This is a genomic window from Halorhodospira abdelmalekii (assembly GCF_016583625.1).
Lineage (GTDB): Bacteria > Pseudomonadota > Gammaproteobacteria > Nitrococcales > Halorhodospiraceae > Halorhodospira > Halorhodospira abdelmalekii.
On sequence record NZ_NRRN01000001.1, the window covers coordinates 1 to 16,945 of the forward strand.

Genomic DNA, 16,945 nt, shown 5'->3' on the forward strand with positions numbered 1-16,945 from the left:
ATCGCTTCCTAGCAGGGCATCAAGGCCCCGTCCCAGCCCCCGCTTTTTGCCTCCCATCAAGATCGACTCCTCAGTTCCCATGGCCCATTCGGTTCACTCGCGCTTCGCCTCCCACCTCGGGCGCTTCTCAAAACGCCCCTCATTGCGCAGGTAACACGTTGTCGATACCGGCGCTCAGGTGGTGTCGACGCTCTACCTCGCCGGCCAACGCCATATAGGCAAGCGCACCGCGCGAGGCGCGATCATACACCAGCACCGGCAACCCGTGACTGGGCGCCTCCGCCAATCGGACGTTACGTGGGATGACCGTCTCATAAAGGCTCTCGCCGAAATGGGCATGCAACTGCTCACCGACTTGGTTGGCTAGGTTATTGCGAGCATCGAACATCGTTCGCAGCAAACCCTCAATCTTGAGCGATCGGTTGGCACTCGCCTGCACACCACGAATCGTCTCAAGCAGAGCCGTTAGCCCCTCTAGGGCGAAGTATTCACACTGTATAGGGATCAGGACACCGTGTGCGGCGACCAACGCATTGAGCGTCAAAATGTTGAGCGACGGGGGGCAATCGATTAAGACAAAGGCATAGGCTTCGGCTTGCTCCCGCAACGCGCCACGCAGTCGCTGTTCTCTTGCATGCGCATCAAGCAACTCCACCTCGGCGGCCGTAAGATCGCCATTCGCCGGCAGAACCGCGAAGCCGCCACTCGGCGAAGTGATCAGCGCTTGTTCGAGCGTGCAACGCTCCGTTAAGACATCGTAGGCCGTATGAGTCAGGCCGTTTTTCTCCACCCCCGAACCGACCGTCGCATTCCCTTGTGGATCGAGATCGATCAGTAAAACATTATGGCCATTAGCGCTCAGGGAGGCCGCTAGATTCACACAACTCGTTGTCTTGCCAACCCCCCCTTTCTGGTTCGCCACCGCGATAATACGACCCATTGAAATCTCCCAAACGGTAGGTCCGACACCTCGGAGGCGGCGTTGATCCCGGCTCTACTCTTCTGCTGAGCGCCGATAGATGACCAACTTGGCACACCCCTCCTCTTCTAGCGACGGCAGATCATGCACCGCAACAGCTCGCCGCCACTCCTCTGGTAAAGCCGCCACTTCGGCAACAGCCCGAGCCCCCTTCAAGGCCAATAACGATCCTCCTGGGCGCAGCAGTGGCACAAGCAGTGTCAGCAGTTGTCCCAACGGGGCGACCGCACGGGCCGTGACGATATCGCAACATGCCGGCGCTAACTGCTCCATCCTCGTCTGCATGACTGCCACGTTGACCAGTCCCAAGGAGAGCTTGCACTGGCGCAAAAATCGGGCCTTTTTGCCATTGCTGTCGACCAGGGTTACAGAGCGTTGCGGCTCGACAATCGCCAGCGGTATACCCGGCAATCCGGCGCCGCTGCCGACATCCAACAGTTGGCCAGCCGGCAAATAGGCACGCACCGTCAGGCTATCGACGACGTGCCGCTCAATGATTGCAGTGCTCGTCTTTGCCGCGGTCAAATTGTAGGCGCGATTCCAGTGGGACAACAGGTTGACATAACCGGCCAAGTGCGTCAGCTCACTCCCTGTGAGTGCGATACCCAACCGTTGTGCTGCCTCTTCGATCTGTTGCTCAGTCACCAGCACCCTCTTCTTTCGGTAGTCGCAGCCAACCATTGCGCCGCAAATGGACCAAGAGCAGCGAGATTGCGGCCGGGGTAACCCCCGGCAGTTGCGCCGCATCGCCGACCGTCGGTGGCTGTGTCCGCCTAAGCCGTTCTTTGACCTCGGTCGAGAGCCCCTCGATGGCTTGATAATCGAGCGCCTGCGGGAGGGGAGCACGTGCGTAGTGTTGATAGCGCCGGTTCTCATGCGCCTGTCGCACCAGGTAGCCGTCGTAACGCGCCTCAATTTCCAGCTGTCGCCCGAGGGCAAGCGCCCTCTCCGTCGACGGCTCCAAGTCACCGATCGCGAGAACCGCTTCGTAGTCCAACTCCGGCCGCCGCAGCAAGTCGTAGAGCGTCTGATCCCGCCGTAATCCCTGCCCCAACAATGCTTGTTGCCGCGGCGTCAAAGTCTGCGGGCTCACCCGAGTCGCCTGCAAACGGGCACGCTCCTGATCTAGCTGCTCCTGATAATCCGCATACTGCCGCCACCGTGCGTCACTCACCAAACCGAGTTCGTAGGCCATCGGCAGCAGACGTTGCTCAGCATTATCGCCACGCAACTGCAGTCGGTGTTCGGCTCGACTCGTAAACATTCGGTAGGGCTCGGTCACTCCCGTTGTGACTAGATCGTCGATCATGACACCGATGTAGGCTTCATCCCGCTGTGGTACCCAAACAGCATCACCGCGGATTTGGAGTGCTGCATTGACCCCGGCGATCAGACCTTGACCGGCAGCCTCCTCATAACCGGTCGTACCATTAATCTGCCCCGCTAGATAGAGCCCGGGCAACGCTTCCAACTCAAGATTCCTGCGAAGGCTGCGCGGATCGACATAGTCGTACTCGATCGCATAGCCAGGCCGAGTAATGTGCGCTCGCTCTAAGCCCTCGCACAGGTGCAACACTTCCTGCTGGATGCGCAGTGGCAAACCGGTCGAGATGCCATTCGGATAGAGTTCATTTGAATCGAGCCCCTCGGGCTCTAGGAATATCTGATGCTTCTCCCGGTCGGCGAAGCGAACGACCTTATCCTCGATAGAGGGACAGTAGCGCGGTCCAACTCCAGTCACTGCGCCGCTGTACATAGGCGACTCATTCAACGCACTGCGGATCAAATCGTGCGCCTGAACCGAGGTATAACTGACTAGACACGGACGCTCGGGCAACGCCTTCTGCCACTCCGCACCGACAGCGAAGGGGGCAAAGCGTGGCCGCGGCTTGTCGCCGTACTGCTTGGCCAACGTTTCTTCATTGATGCTGCGTCGGTCGATCCGAGGCGGTGTGCCCGTCTTTAAGCGCCCGACTGGCAATTGATGATGCCGCAAGACGTTCGCGAGCTGGTTGGCGGCCGGCTCCCCCGCGCGTCCGGACTCGTAGTTCACACCACCGATGTGGACGCGTCCGGCTAAAAAGGTTCCCGTAGCCAGGACGACCGCTTGCGCACGCAGCACCCCCGCTGATCGGCCCATAACACCGACACAACGCCCTCCTTCCACCAACAAGTCGACAACCGCATCTTGAAACAACTGTAGGTTGCTGTGGGCATCCAGTTGTAAACGAATCTGACGAGCATATTGTGGGCGATCGGCCTGGATCCGCACGGCTTGAACTGCGGGTCCTTTGCTTTGATTCAATGTCCGCGACTGTATCGCAGCGGCGTCCGCAGCTCGCCCCATAAGACCGCCCATTGCTTCGATCTCACGAACGATGTGCCCTTTGCCAATCCCGCCAATAGCCGGATTGCACGAGAGCGCACCGATTGCATCGAGCTGATGGGTAACCAATAGGGTCCGACACCCCATCCGGGCGGCTGCTCCTGCAGCCTCAACCCCGGCGTGGCCGCCACCGACCACGATGACTTCAAAGTAACTGCCACTCATGACTTGGACCTTTTTTTGATGTTCCACGTGGAACATCGACATCCCGCCGACAACCTATAGGAAGCATGGGTAGCGACATACAACATAGCCATGTTCCACGTGGAACATTCAGCGACAACATGCTGGCTGCAACCTATTCGACACGCACCATGCAAGGACACCTTGCCAACCTCTGTACCGATGTTCCACGTGGAACATCGGTACGACCTAACTCGCTCTGCGGTCACCAACTTGTAGCGTGGCGACTAATGTTCCACGTGGAACATCTCAGGCAACGAGGCATTGTGGAACGAAAAGTGCTCAGGAAGGGGCTACTTCATTTACCGATGCAAAAAGAGCGAAAGATCTGATCTAGAAGCGCTTCGTTATCATCTCGCCGGGTGATGCCTAGTAGTACCAGTTGGGCTTCTCTAAGCTGCTCGGCGGTGATTTCGCGTCCAAGCTGCAGTCTCTCGACACGGACAGCCTCGGCCAATGCTTCATCTGCACGATCAAGCGCCTCTAAGTGCCTTTGTTCTCCCGCTAAAGGCTCTACGTCATCTCGCTCGGCAACCAGTTCGTGTAAGCGCTCCCGCAACTCATCCAGGCCGCTTCCGGTCAGCGCACTGACGTCGCAGACCATAAAGCGGGTCAAAGATTCTGTAGGGCGCGCGCTCAACGGCAACGCACCATCCAAATCGATCTTATTCCGCACCACAACAGAGCGGGTAGGATCGAGTTGAGCTAAGACATGCCGCTCCCATTGGGTTAACGGTGTGTTGGCATCGGTCACCAACACGACGACATCGGCATGATCCATCGCATGCAGTGCACGGCGCACCCCCTCGTGCTCAACCGCACCGACTTCATCACCCGCACGAATACCAGCCGTATCCTGGAGTTCAATTTCACGCTCGCCCAAACCGATGCGCTCACGCATGACATCGCGGGTTGTCCCAGGCAGTTCGTTTACGATCGAGACATCACTGCCGACCAGAGCATTCATTAAGCTCGATTTACCGGCGTTAGGCACCCCGATCAATGCCACCTTTAAACCATGACGCAGGTGCGTCCCGGCCACTGTGCGCTGACGGATAGAGCGAATGCGCGTGCGAACCGACTCCAGCGGCGGACCGATATCATCCGTCTCCTCGCCGGCTTCGTGTAAATCATCAGAGAAGTCGAGCTCAGCCTCAATCTGAGCCCGTATCTGCTGTATAGCACTAGCGACCTCATCGACCCACTCGCCCAGCGCACCCTGCAACGAGCGCAAAGCTGCGCGCCGAGCCACCTGTGAGTCGGCATCGATCAATGCCGCCACGGCTTCAGCCTGAGCCAGGTCCATCTGTCCATGCAGAAAAGCGCGCTGGGTAAATTCGCCGCGTTCAGCCGGGCGTGCCCCGACTGCACGAAGGGCATCAAGCAGCGCTCGAGTGACCGCGCGCCCACCATGCCCCTGCAACTCCACGACATTCTCACCCGTATAGGAGTGAGGAGCTGGAAAGCAAATGACGATCCCCTGATCGATGACTTCACCGGTCGCACCACGAAAAACCCGAAGCCCGGCATAGCGGGCCTCGGGTAGGTCACCGACGATTTGCCCGGCCAACTCGAAGGCTTCAGGGCCGGAAAGCCGTACCACAGCTACGGCCCCCCGCCCCTCCGGAGTCGCCAAGGCATAGATCGTATCTACTTGCGCTGCTCCGGTCCGAGATACTGCCGCATGATGTACCATTGTTGCGCTATCGATAAGACGTTATTCGAGAGCCAATAGAGCACCAACCCAGCCGGGAAGAGCATGAAGAAGGCCGTAAAGATAAACGGCAACGCCTGCATAACCCGCTTCTGGATGGGGTCCATGGGCGGCGGATTGAGCTTCATCTGCACGATCATGCTAACGCCCATCAACAGCGGCAAGATGAAGAAAGGATCCCGGCTGGAAAGATCTTGTATCCAAAGCATAAAGGGCGCGTGTCGAATCTCTACGCTCTCGATCAAGACCCAATACAGAGCAATGAAGACTGGGATCTGCACCAACATCGGTAGACAGCCACCGAGCGGGTTGATCTTTTCCTTCTTGTACAGCTCCATCAGGGCTTGGTTCATCTGCTGCCGGTCGTCAGCGTAGCGCTCACGAATCTGCTGCATCTTCGGCTGTACTTTGCGCATTCGCGCCATCGACCGATAACTAATGGCCGAGAGCTTGTAAAAGACCAGCTTGATGACCAAGGTCAGCAGGATGATAGCAACGCCCCAGTTTTTGACGACATTCTGGATATGATCCAGCGCCCAAAAGAGCGGGTTGGCCAGAATCGTCAGAAAACCGTAATCAACCGTGAGACGGAGATTCTCTACATCCGGAATCGCCGTCAGACGGGACTGCTCCTTAGGTCCAATAAAGATTCGATTCTCGACACTGCCACTTTGCCCTGCCTCCACCGTGACCCACGGCGAAGACATGCCGATCAGGAAGACATCACTGGAAAGCGCGCGTGAATAAAACCGGAAGGTCTGTTCCTGATTAGGCAACACAACAGCAACGAAGTAGTGCTGCAACATCGAGATCCACCCCCCGACAACGTCGCGGCGCAGATTCTCATCCTCCATATCACCGAAAGAGATCCGCTTATAACGGTCCTCCGGGGTGTAGATCGCTCCCCCCGTAAAGCTATGGACGTACCAAGGCGTGGCACCGCGGGGATCCGGCTCACGCAGCAGCTCGACGTATTGGAAACCGCGCCAGCGCTCAGCGCTTTCGTTTCGGACCTCATGGCGGACGTCGACGACATAGCTGTCTCGGCGGAAGGTGTAGATCTTGCGAATCTCGATACCGCCTTCGCGCCATACCAAAGGCACTTCCAGATAATCTTGACCCTCGGCCAGCTCAAACTCGGTCGCCTCGACCTCGTAGCGCGTATCGCGGCCTGGACCATCATGCCCTAACCCGGTACGGGCAATGAAAAAAGGCTCACCATCATCGCGCATTAAACGAAACGGCTGCCCGCGATCGGCATCCTCAAAGTGCTGCAGCAGATCAACACGCCGAATATCTCCACCGTCGGTGCTGATCACCGCTTCCACTAAATCGGTGCGCACCGTAACCCGGGGCCCGGCCTCCCGATCGTGTTCCGGAACGTGCTCAGCAGATGGACGATCCTCGCCCGGAGCATCCGGCTCGACTCCAGAATCGCCCGGAGCTTCGGGATCCGCCTCTCGCGGTTGCGGATCATCGCGCTCTTCTCGGGTGACCCGTTCCGGCTCGTCAAGTCCTCGCTGCGCGTCCTGCCATGTGAAAAAAAGGAGGGCGCCGAGCACGATCAAAGCGATCAAAAGGATGTAGCGCTGATTTTCCATCGGGTCTACTCTCGTAAGCTTCTTTCACGATCAGGCACTGGATCGAAACCACCGGGATGCCAAGGGTGACACTTCAGCAGGCGTCGCAGACCCAGCCAACCACCCTGTATGACCCCATATCGCATGATCGCTTCGGCAGTGTACTCCGAACACGTAGGGAGAAACCGGCAACGCGGTCCGAGCAGCGGACTGATCGCATACTGATAGAGGCGAATCAAAACAATCACGATCGTGCGCATCGCCACTTCTCAAGCCGTCGCCACAGAGACTCCAGAGCCAAGAAGATCTCATCATTGCGCATCGGCTGAACATCACCACGCACACCGACCACAACATCGACCCCATCACGACGCCACTGCCTCAAGCGAAAACTCTCACGTATCAAGCGCTTGATGCGATTTCGCGCGACCGCTCTCCTGACTTGTCGCTTCGGCACCACGATGCCGAGACGAACACCACGCCCACCGTTGCGCCTCGCCGATAGGCGCAGTCCGTCGCAAACCGCACGCAGCTCGCCGTAGCGCAACACCCGATCGAACTCGCGGCGGGTTAGCAGCCGCGCACTGCGTGGAAAGCTTTGTGATCGAATCTGCGATCCAGGCAAAAACGCAACCACCGCATTACTGATCGGAGACGCTCAAGCGTTTGCGCCCCTTCGCGCGCCGTCGGCTCAACACCTGCCGCCCGGCCTTCGTCGCCATCCGGGCGCGAAAGCCGTGGGTGCGAACGCGTTTGATTCGACTGGGTTGATAAGTTCGTTTCATAGATCCTCCGCTAGGAAACCCGCGCCACAGCTGCGGGGAGATGGTGACTACGATGCACGGCCGACCATCGATCAACGAGTGCGGAACGTCCAACCAACGGTCTGTCTTCGACGCCCCCGGCTCCGGGTTGCACCGACCAGCCTAGCGGACGGTCACCGCTCGTAAAGTGAATGGACACAAAGACACCACGCCGCGACCAGCGCCCAGTGAGCCGCGAATCTACTTGCCCGTCGAGCGCCTGTCAATCTTCAGCATAATTAGGCGGAGGTAGTTGACAAGGTGCGCAGCTGATTGGCTCGGACGATTGCAGTCGCGTGGCGGCTCTCTGCCGGCGCGGCTCGGTGGATAACCGACGGCCGATCTCGCTAGACTATGCCTCGGCCCATCGTACCAGCAGCAGTGGACTGCTAGCGTACCGGCCTAGACCCGTTCGCTGTCCGCGAGGCGACCGGCCGCCTGGTGGCCGCCGCTCTTCGCAACATCCGGTTGGTAATTACACCCATGCAAGACTCACTTTGGAGCGCCTGCCTCCAGCAGCTCGAGCAGGAGATCCCCGAGCAACAGCTCAACACCTGGATCCGTCCCCTACAGCCCCACATCGAGGACGGAACGTTGCGCTTGTACGCCCCCAACCGTTTCGTACACGACTGGGTAAAAGACAATTTCTTTATAAGAATCAAAGAGCTGATAGCTCTTTTCGAGCCTACTGATCCGCCTGTGGTCACGCTCGAAATCGGCTCTATTGATACACCTGCGGCAACCGTAGCCAGCGGTACACCGACGAGTTACGCAGCCCCACGATCGCGCCCACGTGCGGTTGAGTCCAACCTGAATCCTAGCTTTACCTTCGATACCTTCGTGGAGGGCAAATCGAACCAGCTCGCTCGTGCCGCTAGCAGCCAAGTAGCTGAAAATCCAGGTCAGGCCTACAACCCCTTATTCTTATACGGCGGCGTTGGCCTAGGTAAGACCCACCTGATGCACGCCGTCGGCCACGCCATGCGTACCGCACGTCCACAGGCACAAGTCGTCTACCTCCACTCGGAACGGTTCGTTGCAGAGATGGTTAGAGCGCTGCAACACAACACAATCAACGACTTTAAACGTCACTACCGCTCCCTGGACGCACTGCTAATTGATGATATTCAATTCTTCGCTGGCAAGGAACGATCACAGGAGGAGTTCTTCCATACTTTCAACGCGTTGCTCGAAGGAGAGCAACAGGTCATCATGACGTGTGATCGTTACCCGAAAGAGGTCGATGGCCTTGAAGAGCGGCTGAAATCGCGCTTTGGCTGGGGGTTAACGGTCGCCATTGAGCCCCCGGAACTGGAGACTCGAGTGGCCATCCTGAAGAGCAAGGCGATCCGCGATGGTGTCGACCTGCCCGACGAGGTGGCCTTCTTCATCGCCAAGCGCGTACGCTCCAACGTTCGCGAACTCGAAGGGGCGCTACGGCGCGTAACTGCTAACGCCCAATTCACCGGGCGCAGCACGATTGATGTCGATTTTGCCAAGGAGGCCTTGCGCGATCTCCTGGCACTTCACGACAAAATGGTCACCATCGACAATATCCAGAAGACCGTAGCCGCCTACTATAAGATTCGCGTTGCTGACCTGCTCTCCAAGCGTCGCAGCCGCTCGGTGACCCGGCCACGCCAACTCGCCATGTCACTAGCCAAGGAGCTGACCAGCCACTCACTCCCCGAGATCGGTGACGCCTTTGGGGGCCGTGACCATACAACAGTTCTGCACGCCCACCGCAAGACCCAGGAGCTCATGGAAAGTGATCCACGAATCGCAGAGGACTATGACAACTTGCTGCGAACCTTGAGTACGTAGCCGAACAACCTGTGGATAAACCGAGGACCCCCGCACAGCTAGAGGGAGGAAACAGTTTATCCACAGCCTATAAACAGCGTATAAACCCTGCTGTCCGCCGCATAAAGTCCTTTGCCATCAGCATGCTATATACGTTACCCACAGCAACAGAGACGCGTAATCATAACAACAAAAGATTATATAAATACATATTTTATAGGATATAGCTTATGAAACTACAGCTCGAACGCAACACGCTCTTGCCCCTACTGCAACAACTAGTGAGCATCGTTGAGCGCAAGCAAACCGATGCGCTGCTAGCAAATATTCGTCTTGAAGCCACCGCTGAGCAGGCGGTCTATCTGACCTCCTCTGATATGGAAGTGGAACTCGTTGCAAAGCTAAACGGGGTCGTGGAAAAACCCGGCATTACGACTCTGCCTGCGCGCAAGTGGCTTGATATATGCCGGAATTTGCCAGATCAGTCGACGCTAGAGATCTTCTTGGAGGGGAACCGAGCACAGTTACGTTGCGGCCGGGGGCGTTTCGCGTTAGCAACGTTGGAGGCTGATGAATTTCCAGAGGTCGAGCTCTCTTCTGAGGTCGAGACCGTTGTTTTGCCACAAGACGAACTACGGGGCGTGATCGAGCGCAGCCACTTTTCTATGGCCAGCCAGGATGTGCGCTACGCTCTCAATGGTCTGTTAATTGAGCTTACGGGCCGCGGGATACGTGCCGTAGCCACAGATGGCCATCGCCTTGCCCTAGCCGAAGGCGTAGGGGAGATCGAGGTGACCCAACCCCGCCAGGTTATTGTCCCGCGCAAAGGGGTTCACGAGTTGCTGCGCATCCTTGGCACCGATTCTACCCCACTGCAGCTGCAGCTCGACAGTAACCACATCCGTGTCGAAGTCGGTGATGTGCGTATCACCTCTAAGCTGATCGATGGACTCTATCCCGATTACTACCACGTCCTTCCAGAAAAAAACGAAAAACACCTCACCCTCGCCAGGGAGGCGTTGCGTCAAGCGGTTTCCCGTGTGGCTATTTTATCGAATGAAAAGTCACGCGGAGTGCGCTTCCAATTGCGCCCGCATCTTTTAAGCATCGGCTCACATAACTACGAGCAGGAAGAGGCGGAAGAAGAGCTAGAAGTCGATTACTCAGGAGAGGAAGTGGAGATCGGTTTCAATGCCAACTACTTACTCGATGCTTTGGGCGCCATGGAGACCGAGCATGTGGTCATCTCATTAAACGACTCAAAAAGCAGCGGCCTCTTTAGACCCGAAGGAGATGAGAGGACTCGTTACGTCATTATGCCAATGCAAATTTAATTGGCGATGGAAAAAATCGAAATCACGGGGTTTCGTAATTTGGCTCCGTTGCGCTGGCTACCGCATGCTAAGTTCAACATCATTAGCGGCGAGAATGCCGCAGGCAAGACAAGTCTCTTGGAGGCCATCTACTTTCTAGCTCGCGCGCGCTCTTTTCGTACGCACCGGTTAGACCGATTGATTCAATGGGGAGAGGAGGTCTGTCAAGTCTTTGCACTGCGTAACGGCCAAGGTCTCGGTGCAGCGCGGCAGCGGCAGCGCACCCAGTTACGCTACAACGGCGAGACACTGCGCAATCGTGCGATGCTCGCAACGCAACTGCCGGTGCAGCTGATCAATACGGAGCATCAGCGGCTGCTGTTGGATGGCCCACAAGTCAGACGGCAATTTCTGGACTGGGGCGCCTTCCACCTCAACACCGACTATCGGCGCCTTGCCAGCGGCTATGCAGAGGCGCTTCGCCAGCGCAACGCCGCTCTACGCAGCGGTGACCGTCGGCAAGAGACCGCGTGGACTCAGATTTTAGCGCGCTATGCCGAAGGCATTGATCGTGAGCGCCGTGCCTTCGTCGATGCGCTGCGTCCGAATTGGCAAAAGCTCGCCGAGCACTGGCTGAACAACGACCGACTGGGCCTACACTACGCGGGGGGTGCCCCTGAGGATGGCGATTGGCTGCGGCTATTGACCAGTCGTCGGGAGTCGGATCGCGAGTGTGGCTATACTCGACAGGGGCCGCACCGTGCTGATTTGCGACTCACCTACGGCAAAGAGCTAGCAAGCGAAGCCCTCTCACGTGGCCAGCAAAAGCTGCTGATCGTTGCCATGCTGCTCGCCGAGGTGCGTTTGTGGGCCGAGCGCGGTCTGCAACCACTGTTGCTGATCGACGATCTGTCCGCTGAACTCGATGCAGATCGCCTTGCTGGTGTTCTTGATACGCTCCAGCGGACCCCGGTGCAGACCTTCATTACGGCGATCGAAGCAGCACCGCTCGTTGCGTGCTGCAGCACCAGCGAACACCTGAAATTGCAGGCCGGCAGGGCGCTTGCGATGGTACAATGAGCACCTGGGTAAGCCGTGGTTGCAGCGCAGCTGCCGCCGCGAGTCTACGATTTTAGGCACTGAACCGCTAATGGGTGAGGAGTTTCGATGAGTACGGAGATCACGCCGCAGTACGATTCCGAAAGCATACAGGTGCTGCGCGGGCTCGATGCCGTACGTAAGCGTCCGGGAATGTATATCGGCGATACGGATGACGGCACTGGCCTTCACCACATGGTCTTCGAGGTGTTGGATAACTCGATCGACGAGGCATTAGCGGGCTTTTGCAGCGAGATTGCCATCACCCTGCACGCCGACGGCTCGGTTACGGTGGGTGATAACGGCCGCGGCATACCGGTCGATATTCACGCCGAAGAGGGTATCCCAGCGGCGCAAGTCATCATGACGGTACTGCACGCAGGTGGCAAGTTCGATGATAACTCGTATAAGGTCTCTGGGGGGCTGCACGGCGTTGGTGTTTCGGTGGTCAACGCCCTGTCGGAGCGGCTGCGGCTGGTCATTGAACGCGATGGAAAAGTTCATGTTCAGGAGTACCGTGACGGCGAACCTGTTACGCCGCTTAAAATCGCTGGTGAGACAGCCCGTTCCGGGACGCGAATCACTTTTAAGCCCTCACAAAATGTCTTTTCCGATATTCAGCTTAGTTATGAAATTTTGGCTAAGCGCTTTCGCGAGCTCTCTTTCCTTAATCCGGGAGTGCGCATCCTACTTAAAGATGAGCGCAGCGAAAAAGAAGATGTCTTTGAGTATACCGGAGGGATTCGTGCTTTTGTCGAGCACCTAAATCGCAACAAGACTCCACTGCATCCGACGGTATTCTATCTCAGCGCTTGGCGCGACGATGTTGGGGTCGACATCGCTATGCAGTGGAACGACTCTTATCAAGAGAATATATTTTGCTTTACCAACAACATCCCGCAGCGTGATGGTGGCACCCACCTAGCCGGTTTTCGCAGCGCCCTGACCCGCACCGTCAACCACTATCTTGAAGCGGAGGGCTATCTTAAGCGCCTGAAGGCCTCGCCGACCGGGGATGATGTGCGCGAGGGCTTAACCGCCGTTATTTCGGTGAAGGCCCCCGATCCGAAGTTCTCATCGCAGACGAAAGATAAGCTCGTCTCCTCCGAGGTCAAGGCGGTTGTCGAGTCACTGCTAGCGGAATCACTCCAGACCTTTCTTGCCGAACAGCCGGTCGAGGCACGTGCCATCGCTGATCGCGTGATTGAGGCTTGCCGGGCCCGCGAGGCTGCCCGCCGGGCCCGCGAGATGACTCGCCGTAAAGACGCACTCGATATCGCCGGCTTGCCTGGCAAGTTGGCTGATTGCCAAGAACGCGATCCTGCCCACTCCGAGATCTACCTCGTCGAGGGCGACTCCGCCGGGGGTTCGGCCAAACAGGGCCGTGATCGCCGGACGCAGGCGATCCTGCCGCTCAAAGGAAAGATTCTCAATGTTGAAAAGGCGCGTTTTGACAAGATGCTCTCCTCCGCCGAAGTCGGCACGTTGATTACCGCGCTCGGCTGCGGTATCGGACGAGACGACTTTGCCCCGGATAAACTTCGCTACCATCGCATCATCATCATGACCGACGCCGACGTCGATGGGTCGCATATTCGGACGCTGTTGCTAACCTTCTTTTATCGGCAGATGCACGAGTTGATTGCTCGTGGTCATGTCTACATCGCCCAGCCCCCGCTCTACAAGATCAAACGCGGCAAACAGGAGCACTATGTCAAGGACGAGCAGGAGCTGACCGACTATTTGCTGGAGCAGGCGCTCGACGGCGCCGCACTCTATCCGGGCGGCGGAGCTCCCCCAATCGCCGGGGATGCCCTAGCCCGTCTGGCGCGGCGCTACTTCGAGGCGATGGAGCTGATCAGCCACGTTGCCCGGGTGTGGGATCCGCTGATTCTTGAGCAGATGACCGCCATGTCGCCGCGCAACGAGGACAACATCACCGATGCTGACGCCATGCAGGCGTGGTTTACGCGCCTGGTTGAACGACTCAATGAGGCAACCGATGCCGGGACCCACTATCGTTACGATATTCAGCGCGGTCCTGACGGTGGCTTCCAAGAAGCAGTGGTGGTGCGGCGGCGCCACGGCATCTATCAGCCCTACCCCTTCAACCCGCAGTTCTTCCTCTCAGCCGAGTACGAAACCCTCAAGGCTCTAGCGCAGCTACTCGAAGGGCTGCTGCAGCCGGGGCAAGCCGAGATCATCCGCGGCGAACGTCGGGAGTCGATTGCGACTCTGCGCGAGGCGGTCGATTGGCTGATGGAAGAGGCGAAACGGGGGCAGAGCATCCAGCGCTACAAGGGCCTCGGTGAGATGAATCCGGAGCAGCTCTGGGAGACAACCATGAACCCGGAGACCCGCCGACTGTTGCGGGTTACGATTGACGATGCGGTGGCTGCCGATGAGATCTTCACTACGCTGATGGGTGACCATGTGGAGCCGCGTCGCGAGTTTATCGAACGCAACGCCCTCGCCGTAGCCAATCTCGACGTGTAAATGCGGCGCCCAGATGCCCTTGCTGCAGGAGGCAACGGTGGCACGGCGCCGGCGCCAGCGGTGCGGTGCCCACTACTACAGCGACTACTGCGGACTGTTACAGCCGCACTGATCGGAGGTGGCCTCCTGCTCCCGGCGACAATCGCCGCCGAGGAGTATCAGCAAGAGCGTGACCGCCTTGAACGTCTCGAAGAGGAGCTTGCAGCGCTTGAGCAACAGCTGGCGAGCGACCGTAGTGAGCACGATAGCGTGGCCGCCGAGCTCGCTACGCTCGATCGGCAAGTCGCCGAGACCGCGGGGCGACTCGATGCGCTGCGCAGCGAGCGCCGCGCGACTATGCAACGTCTCGGTCAACTCGAACGAGCTTACGAAGAAGAGGCGCAGCGATTGCGCACGCAGCGAGAGCACCTACGCGAGCAGATAGTTGCCCGTTATGCAGCCGGTCGCCATGAACGTCTGCGGCTGCTGCTCAGCGAGCAAGATCCCGCGACAACTCAGCGCCTACTCGTCTACTATGATTACTTCCAAAAGGCGCGCGTGGAGCGCATGGAGGGGCTGCTCGACGAACTCGCAGAGCTTAGCGAACTGCGCCGCCGACACCATGCTGAGGCCGAACGCCTGGCAACTCTGGAGCGCGAGGCAGCACAAGAGAGAAAGCGCTTAGCGCATCGGCGCGCCCGCCGCGATGAGTACCGCGCCACCTTAGAACAACGCATCGCGGACCGAGATCAAACGGTGAGCGAACTCGAAGGCGAGGTCGCCGAGCAGGAGTCTCTCCTCGCCGAGCTGCGGCGGCGCATCGCCCGGGCCCCCACAGCGGGGGGCGATATCGACCATTTGCGCTCCGCTCGCGGTGAGTTGCCGTGGCCCGTCTCCGGTGAGTTGGAGGAGAGCTTTGGTGAGGCGCGCGGCGGCGGGCTTACGCGCACCGGCATCGTGATCGCCGCTGCCGCCGGCGAGTCAGTGAGTGCGGTTGCGCCAGGCCGAGTCGTCTTCAGCGACTGGTTGCGTGGACTCGGCTTGCTCGTCATCATTGACCATGGCGAGGGTTATCTAACCCTCTACGGCCATAACGAAGCGTTGTATGTCGATCTCGGCGAACGGGTCGCGGCAGGTGATCGGGTGGCCACGGTGGGTACCAGCGGTGCCCGGCGAGAACCGGGCCTCTATTTCGAAATCCGTCACGGTGATGAACCCGAGGATCCTTTGGCCTGGCTGCGTTGAGTTGGGCTTAAGCTTGGCAGTCTGTAAGGAGCAATCATGCGTCCGTTAGCCGCCAAACCAATGGGCTGCGCCCTCTTCTTGGCGTTGGCGATCGCCTGGGGGGCCATCACCGGTGCGCCCGCCGTCTCGGCCAAAGAGCAGATCGCGGATACGGCGACGTCTGAAGAGCTGCCAATCGCCGAGATCGAGTTATTGACCGAGATCTACGGCCGCATTAAGCGTGATTACGTCGATGAGGTCGACGACGAACGGCTTTTTCGTGCCGCCATCCGTGGCATGCTCGCTGAACTCGACGCCCACAGCAGCTACCTGGAAGATGAAGAGCTTAAACGGCTGCAACAGGGAACACGCGGCGAGTTTGGCGGCATCGGCCTGGAGTTGGTTAGCGAGGGTGGCTTCGTCGAGGTCGTCGCTCCGATCGACGACACCCCGGCCAGTCGCGCAGGCCTCAAATCGGGCGATATCATCACCCGCGTCGACGGCGAGTCGATCCGCGGGCTTGAGCTCGGCGAAGTGGTCAGAAAGTTGCGGGGCGAGCCTGGTAGCCGTGTTGAGATGACCGTTGTGCGCGACGGCGAAGGCGAGCCGCTAACCTTCGAACTTGAACGGGCCATCATCCAAGTTGAGAGCGTACGTTCGCGCCTGCTAACCGCGGAGTTCGGTTACGTTCGGATTAGTCAGTTTCAAGAGCGCACCGCGCGCGATTTGCATCGAGCCCTGGAAGGCTTAAAAGATGAGGCCGAGGATCGACTCGCGGGCCTGGTTCTCGATTTGCGTAACAACCCCGGAGGGGTGCTGAACTCGGCGATCGCAGTAGCCGACGCTTTCCTCAGCGACGGCTTGATTGTCTATACCGAGGGGCGCGTGCGCCAGGCCAGCATGGAGTTTTCGGCGAGCGGGCGTGATCGGATCGACGGTGTACCGCTGATCGTCCTGATTAACCGTGGCTCGGCCTCCGGATCGGAGATCGTTGCCGGCTCCCTGCAAGACCGAGGTCGTGCAATCATCATGGGACAACCGAGTTTCGGCAAGGGCTCGGTACAGAGTGTCGTGCCACTTGGCGGACCGGCGATCAAACTGACAACGGCTCGCTACTATACCCCCTCTGGCCACTCCATCGATAAGAGGGGGGTGACCCCCGATATCACTGTCGAGCCGCTGCGGCTGACCGAGAGCGAGGGGCAAGAGATCAGCGCAGAGGCGGAGCTCAAAGGGCGTACCCCCTCTACCGAGGAGGAGCGCGACGAACAACGAGAGGCCCTGCACAGGCTTGCTCGAGAGGACTACATGCTCTATGAAGCGCTGAATCTATTAAAAGGATTGAAAATTGTTGAAGGGCGCTGAAGTTGTTTCACCATCGTCTTTA

At 58.5% G+C, this 16,945-nt stretch carries 14 protein-coding genes; 6 read left to right on the forward strand and 8 right to left on the reverse strand.

Annotation, left to right across the window (positions count from 1 at the left end):
* Positions 1-139 precede the first annotated feature (139 nt).
* The 8 genes from CKO15_RS00005 to rpmH form a co-directional block, all read right to left on the reverse strand.
* Positions 140-940, reverse strand: a complete 801-nt coding sequence (locus tag CKO15_RS00005; protein WP_200191232.1) for a ParA family protein — start codon at positions 938-940, stop codon at positions 140-142.
* Between the two features lie 54 nt (positions 941-994).
* On the reverse strand, positions 995-1,624 hold the full coding sequence (rsmG, locus tag CKO15_RS00010; protein ID WP_200191234.1) for a 16S rRNA (guanine(527)-N(7))-methyltransferase RsmG: 630 nt from the start codon (positions 1,622-1,624) through the stop codon (positions 995-997).
* Positions 1,617-3,530 (reverse strand): tRNA uridine-5-carboxymethylaminomethyl(34) synthesis enzyme MnmG, encoded by a 1,914-nt coding sequence (gene mnmG / locus CKO15_RS00015; protein WP_200191432.1) that lies wholly within the window; start codon positions 3,528-3,530, stop codon positions 1,617-1,619. Before mnmG ends, rsmG begins: the two co-directional genes overlap by 8 nt.
* Before the next feature lie 316 nt (positions 3,531-3,846).
* Positions 3,847-5,244, reverse strand: a complete 1,398-nt coding sequence (gene mnmE, locus CKO15_RS00020; protein ID WP_200191236.1) for a tRNA uridine-5-carboxymethylaminomethyl(34) synthesis GTPase MnmE — start codon at positions 5,242-5,244, stop codon at positions 3,847-3,849.
* On the reverse strand, positions 5,199-6,863 hold the full coding sequence (yidC, locus tag CKO15_RS00025; protein WP_200191238.1) for a membrane protein insertase YidC: 1,665 nt from the start codon (positions 6,861-6,863) through the stop codon (positions 5,199-5,201). The genes mnmE and yidC overlap by 46 nt, the downstream gene beginning before the upstream one ends.
* A 5-nt stretch (positions 6,864-6,868) precedes the next feature.
* On the reverse strand, positions 6,869-7,102 hold the full coding sequence (yidD, locus tag CKO15_RS00030) for a membrane protein insertion efficiency factor YidD (RefSeq protein WP_200191240.1): 234 nt from the start codon (positions 7,100-7,102) through the stop codon (positions 6,869-6,871).
* The gene (gene rnpA / locus CKO15_RS00035) at positions 7,087-7,479 is read right to left on the reverse strand and encodes a ribonuclease P protein component (RefSeq protein WP_200191242.1); all 393 of its coding nucleotides are present in this window, start codon (positions 7,477-7,479) and stop codon (positions 7,087-7,089) included. Before rnpA ends, yidD begins: the two co-directional genes overlap by 16 nt.
* Before the next feature lie 4 nt (positions 7,480-7,483).
* On the reverse strand, positions 7,484-7,627 hold the full coding sequence (gene rpmH / locus CKO15_RS00040) for a 50S ribosomal protein L34 (RefSeq protein WP_200191244.1): 144 nt from the start codon (positions 7,625-7,627) through the stop codon (positions 7,484-7,486).
* A 501-nt stretch (positions 7,628-8,128) separates the two neighbouring features.
* Here rpmH and dnaA point away from each other — a divergent pair.
* From dnaA to CKO15_RS00070, 6 genes are all read left to right on the forward strand, one after another.
* Entirely contained in the window at positions 8,129-9,469 is a 1,341-nt protein-coding gene (dnaA, locus tag CKO15_RS00045; protein ID WP_200191246.1) for a chromosomal replication initiator protein DnaA, read from the forward strand.
* Between the two features lie 209 nt (positions 9,470-9,678).
* Complete coding sequence (gene dnaN / locus CKO15_RS00050) at positions 9,679-10,782, forward strand: DNA polymerase III subunit beta (protein ID WP_200191248.1); 1,104 nt, start codon at positions 9,679-9,681, stop codon at positions 10,780-10,782.
* Positions 10,783-10,788: 6 nt separating this feature from the next.
* Positions 10,789-11,841 carry a DNA replication/repair protein RecF gene (recF, locus tag CKO15_RS00055; RefSeq protein ID WP_200191250.1) on the forward strand — a complete coding sequence of 351 codons (1,053 nt, stop codon included), beginning with the start codon at positions 10,789-10,791 and terminating at the stop codon, positions 11,839-11,841.
* Positions 11,842-11,928: 87 nt separating this feature from the next.
* On the forward strand, positions 11,929-14,355 hold the full coding sequence (gene gyrB, locus CKO15_RS00060) for a DNA topoisomerase (ATP-hydrolyzing) subunit B (protein WP_200191252.1): 2,427 nt from the start codon (positions 11,929-11,931) through the stop codon (positions 14,353-14,355).
* The gene (locus CKO15_RS00065; RefSeq protein WP_200191254.1) at positions 14,356-15,579 is read left to right on the forward strand and encodes a murein hydrolase activator EnvC family protein; all 1,224 of its coding nucleotides are present in this window, start codon (positions 14,356-14,358) and stop codon (positions 15,577-15,579) included. It abuts the gene before it with no gap.
* A 36-nt stretch (positions 15,580-15,615) separates the two neighbouring features.
* Positions 15,616-16,923: a S41 family peptidase gene (locus CKO15_RS00070; RefSeq protein ID WP_242464432.1), complete on the forward strand. Its 1,308-nt coding sequence runs from the start codon at positions 15,616-15,618 to the stop codon at positions 16,921-16,923.
* Positions 16,924-16,945 lie beyond the last annotated feature (22 nt).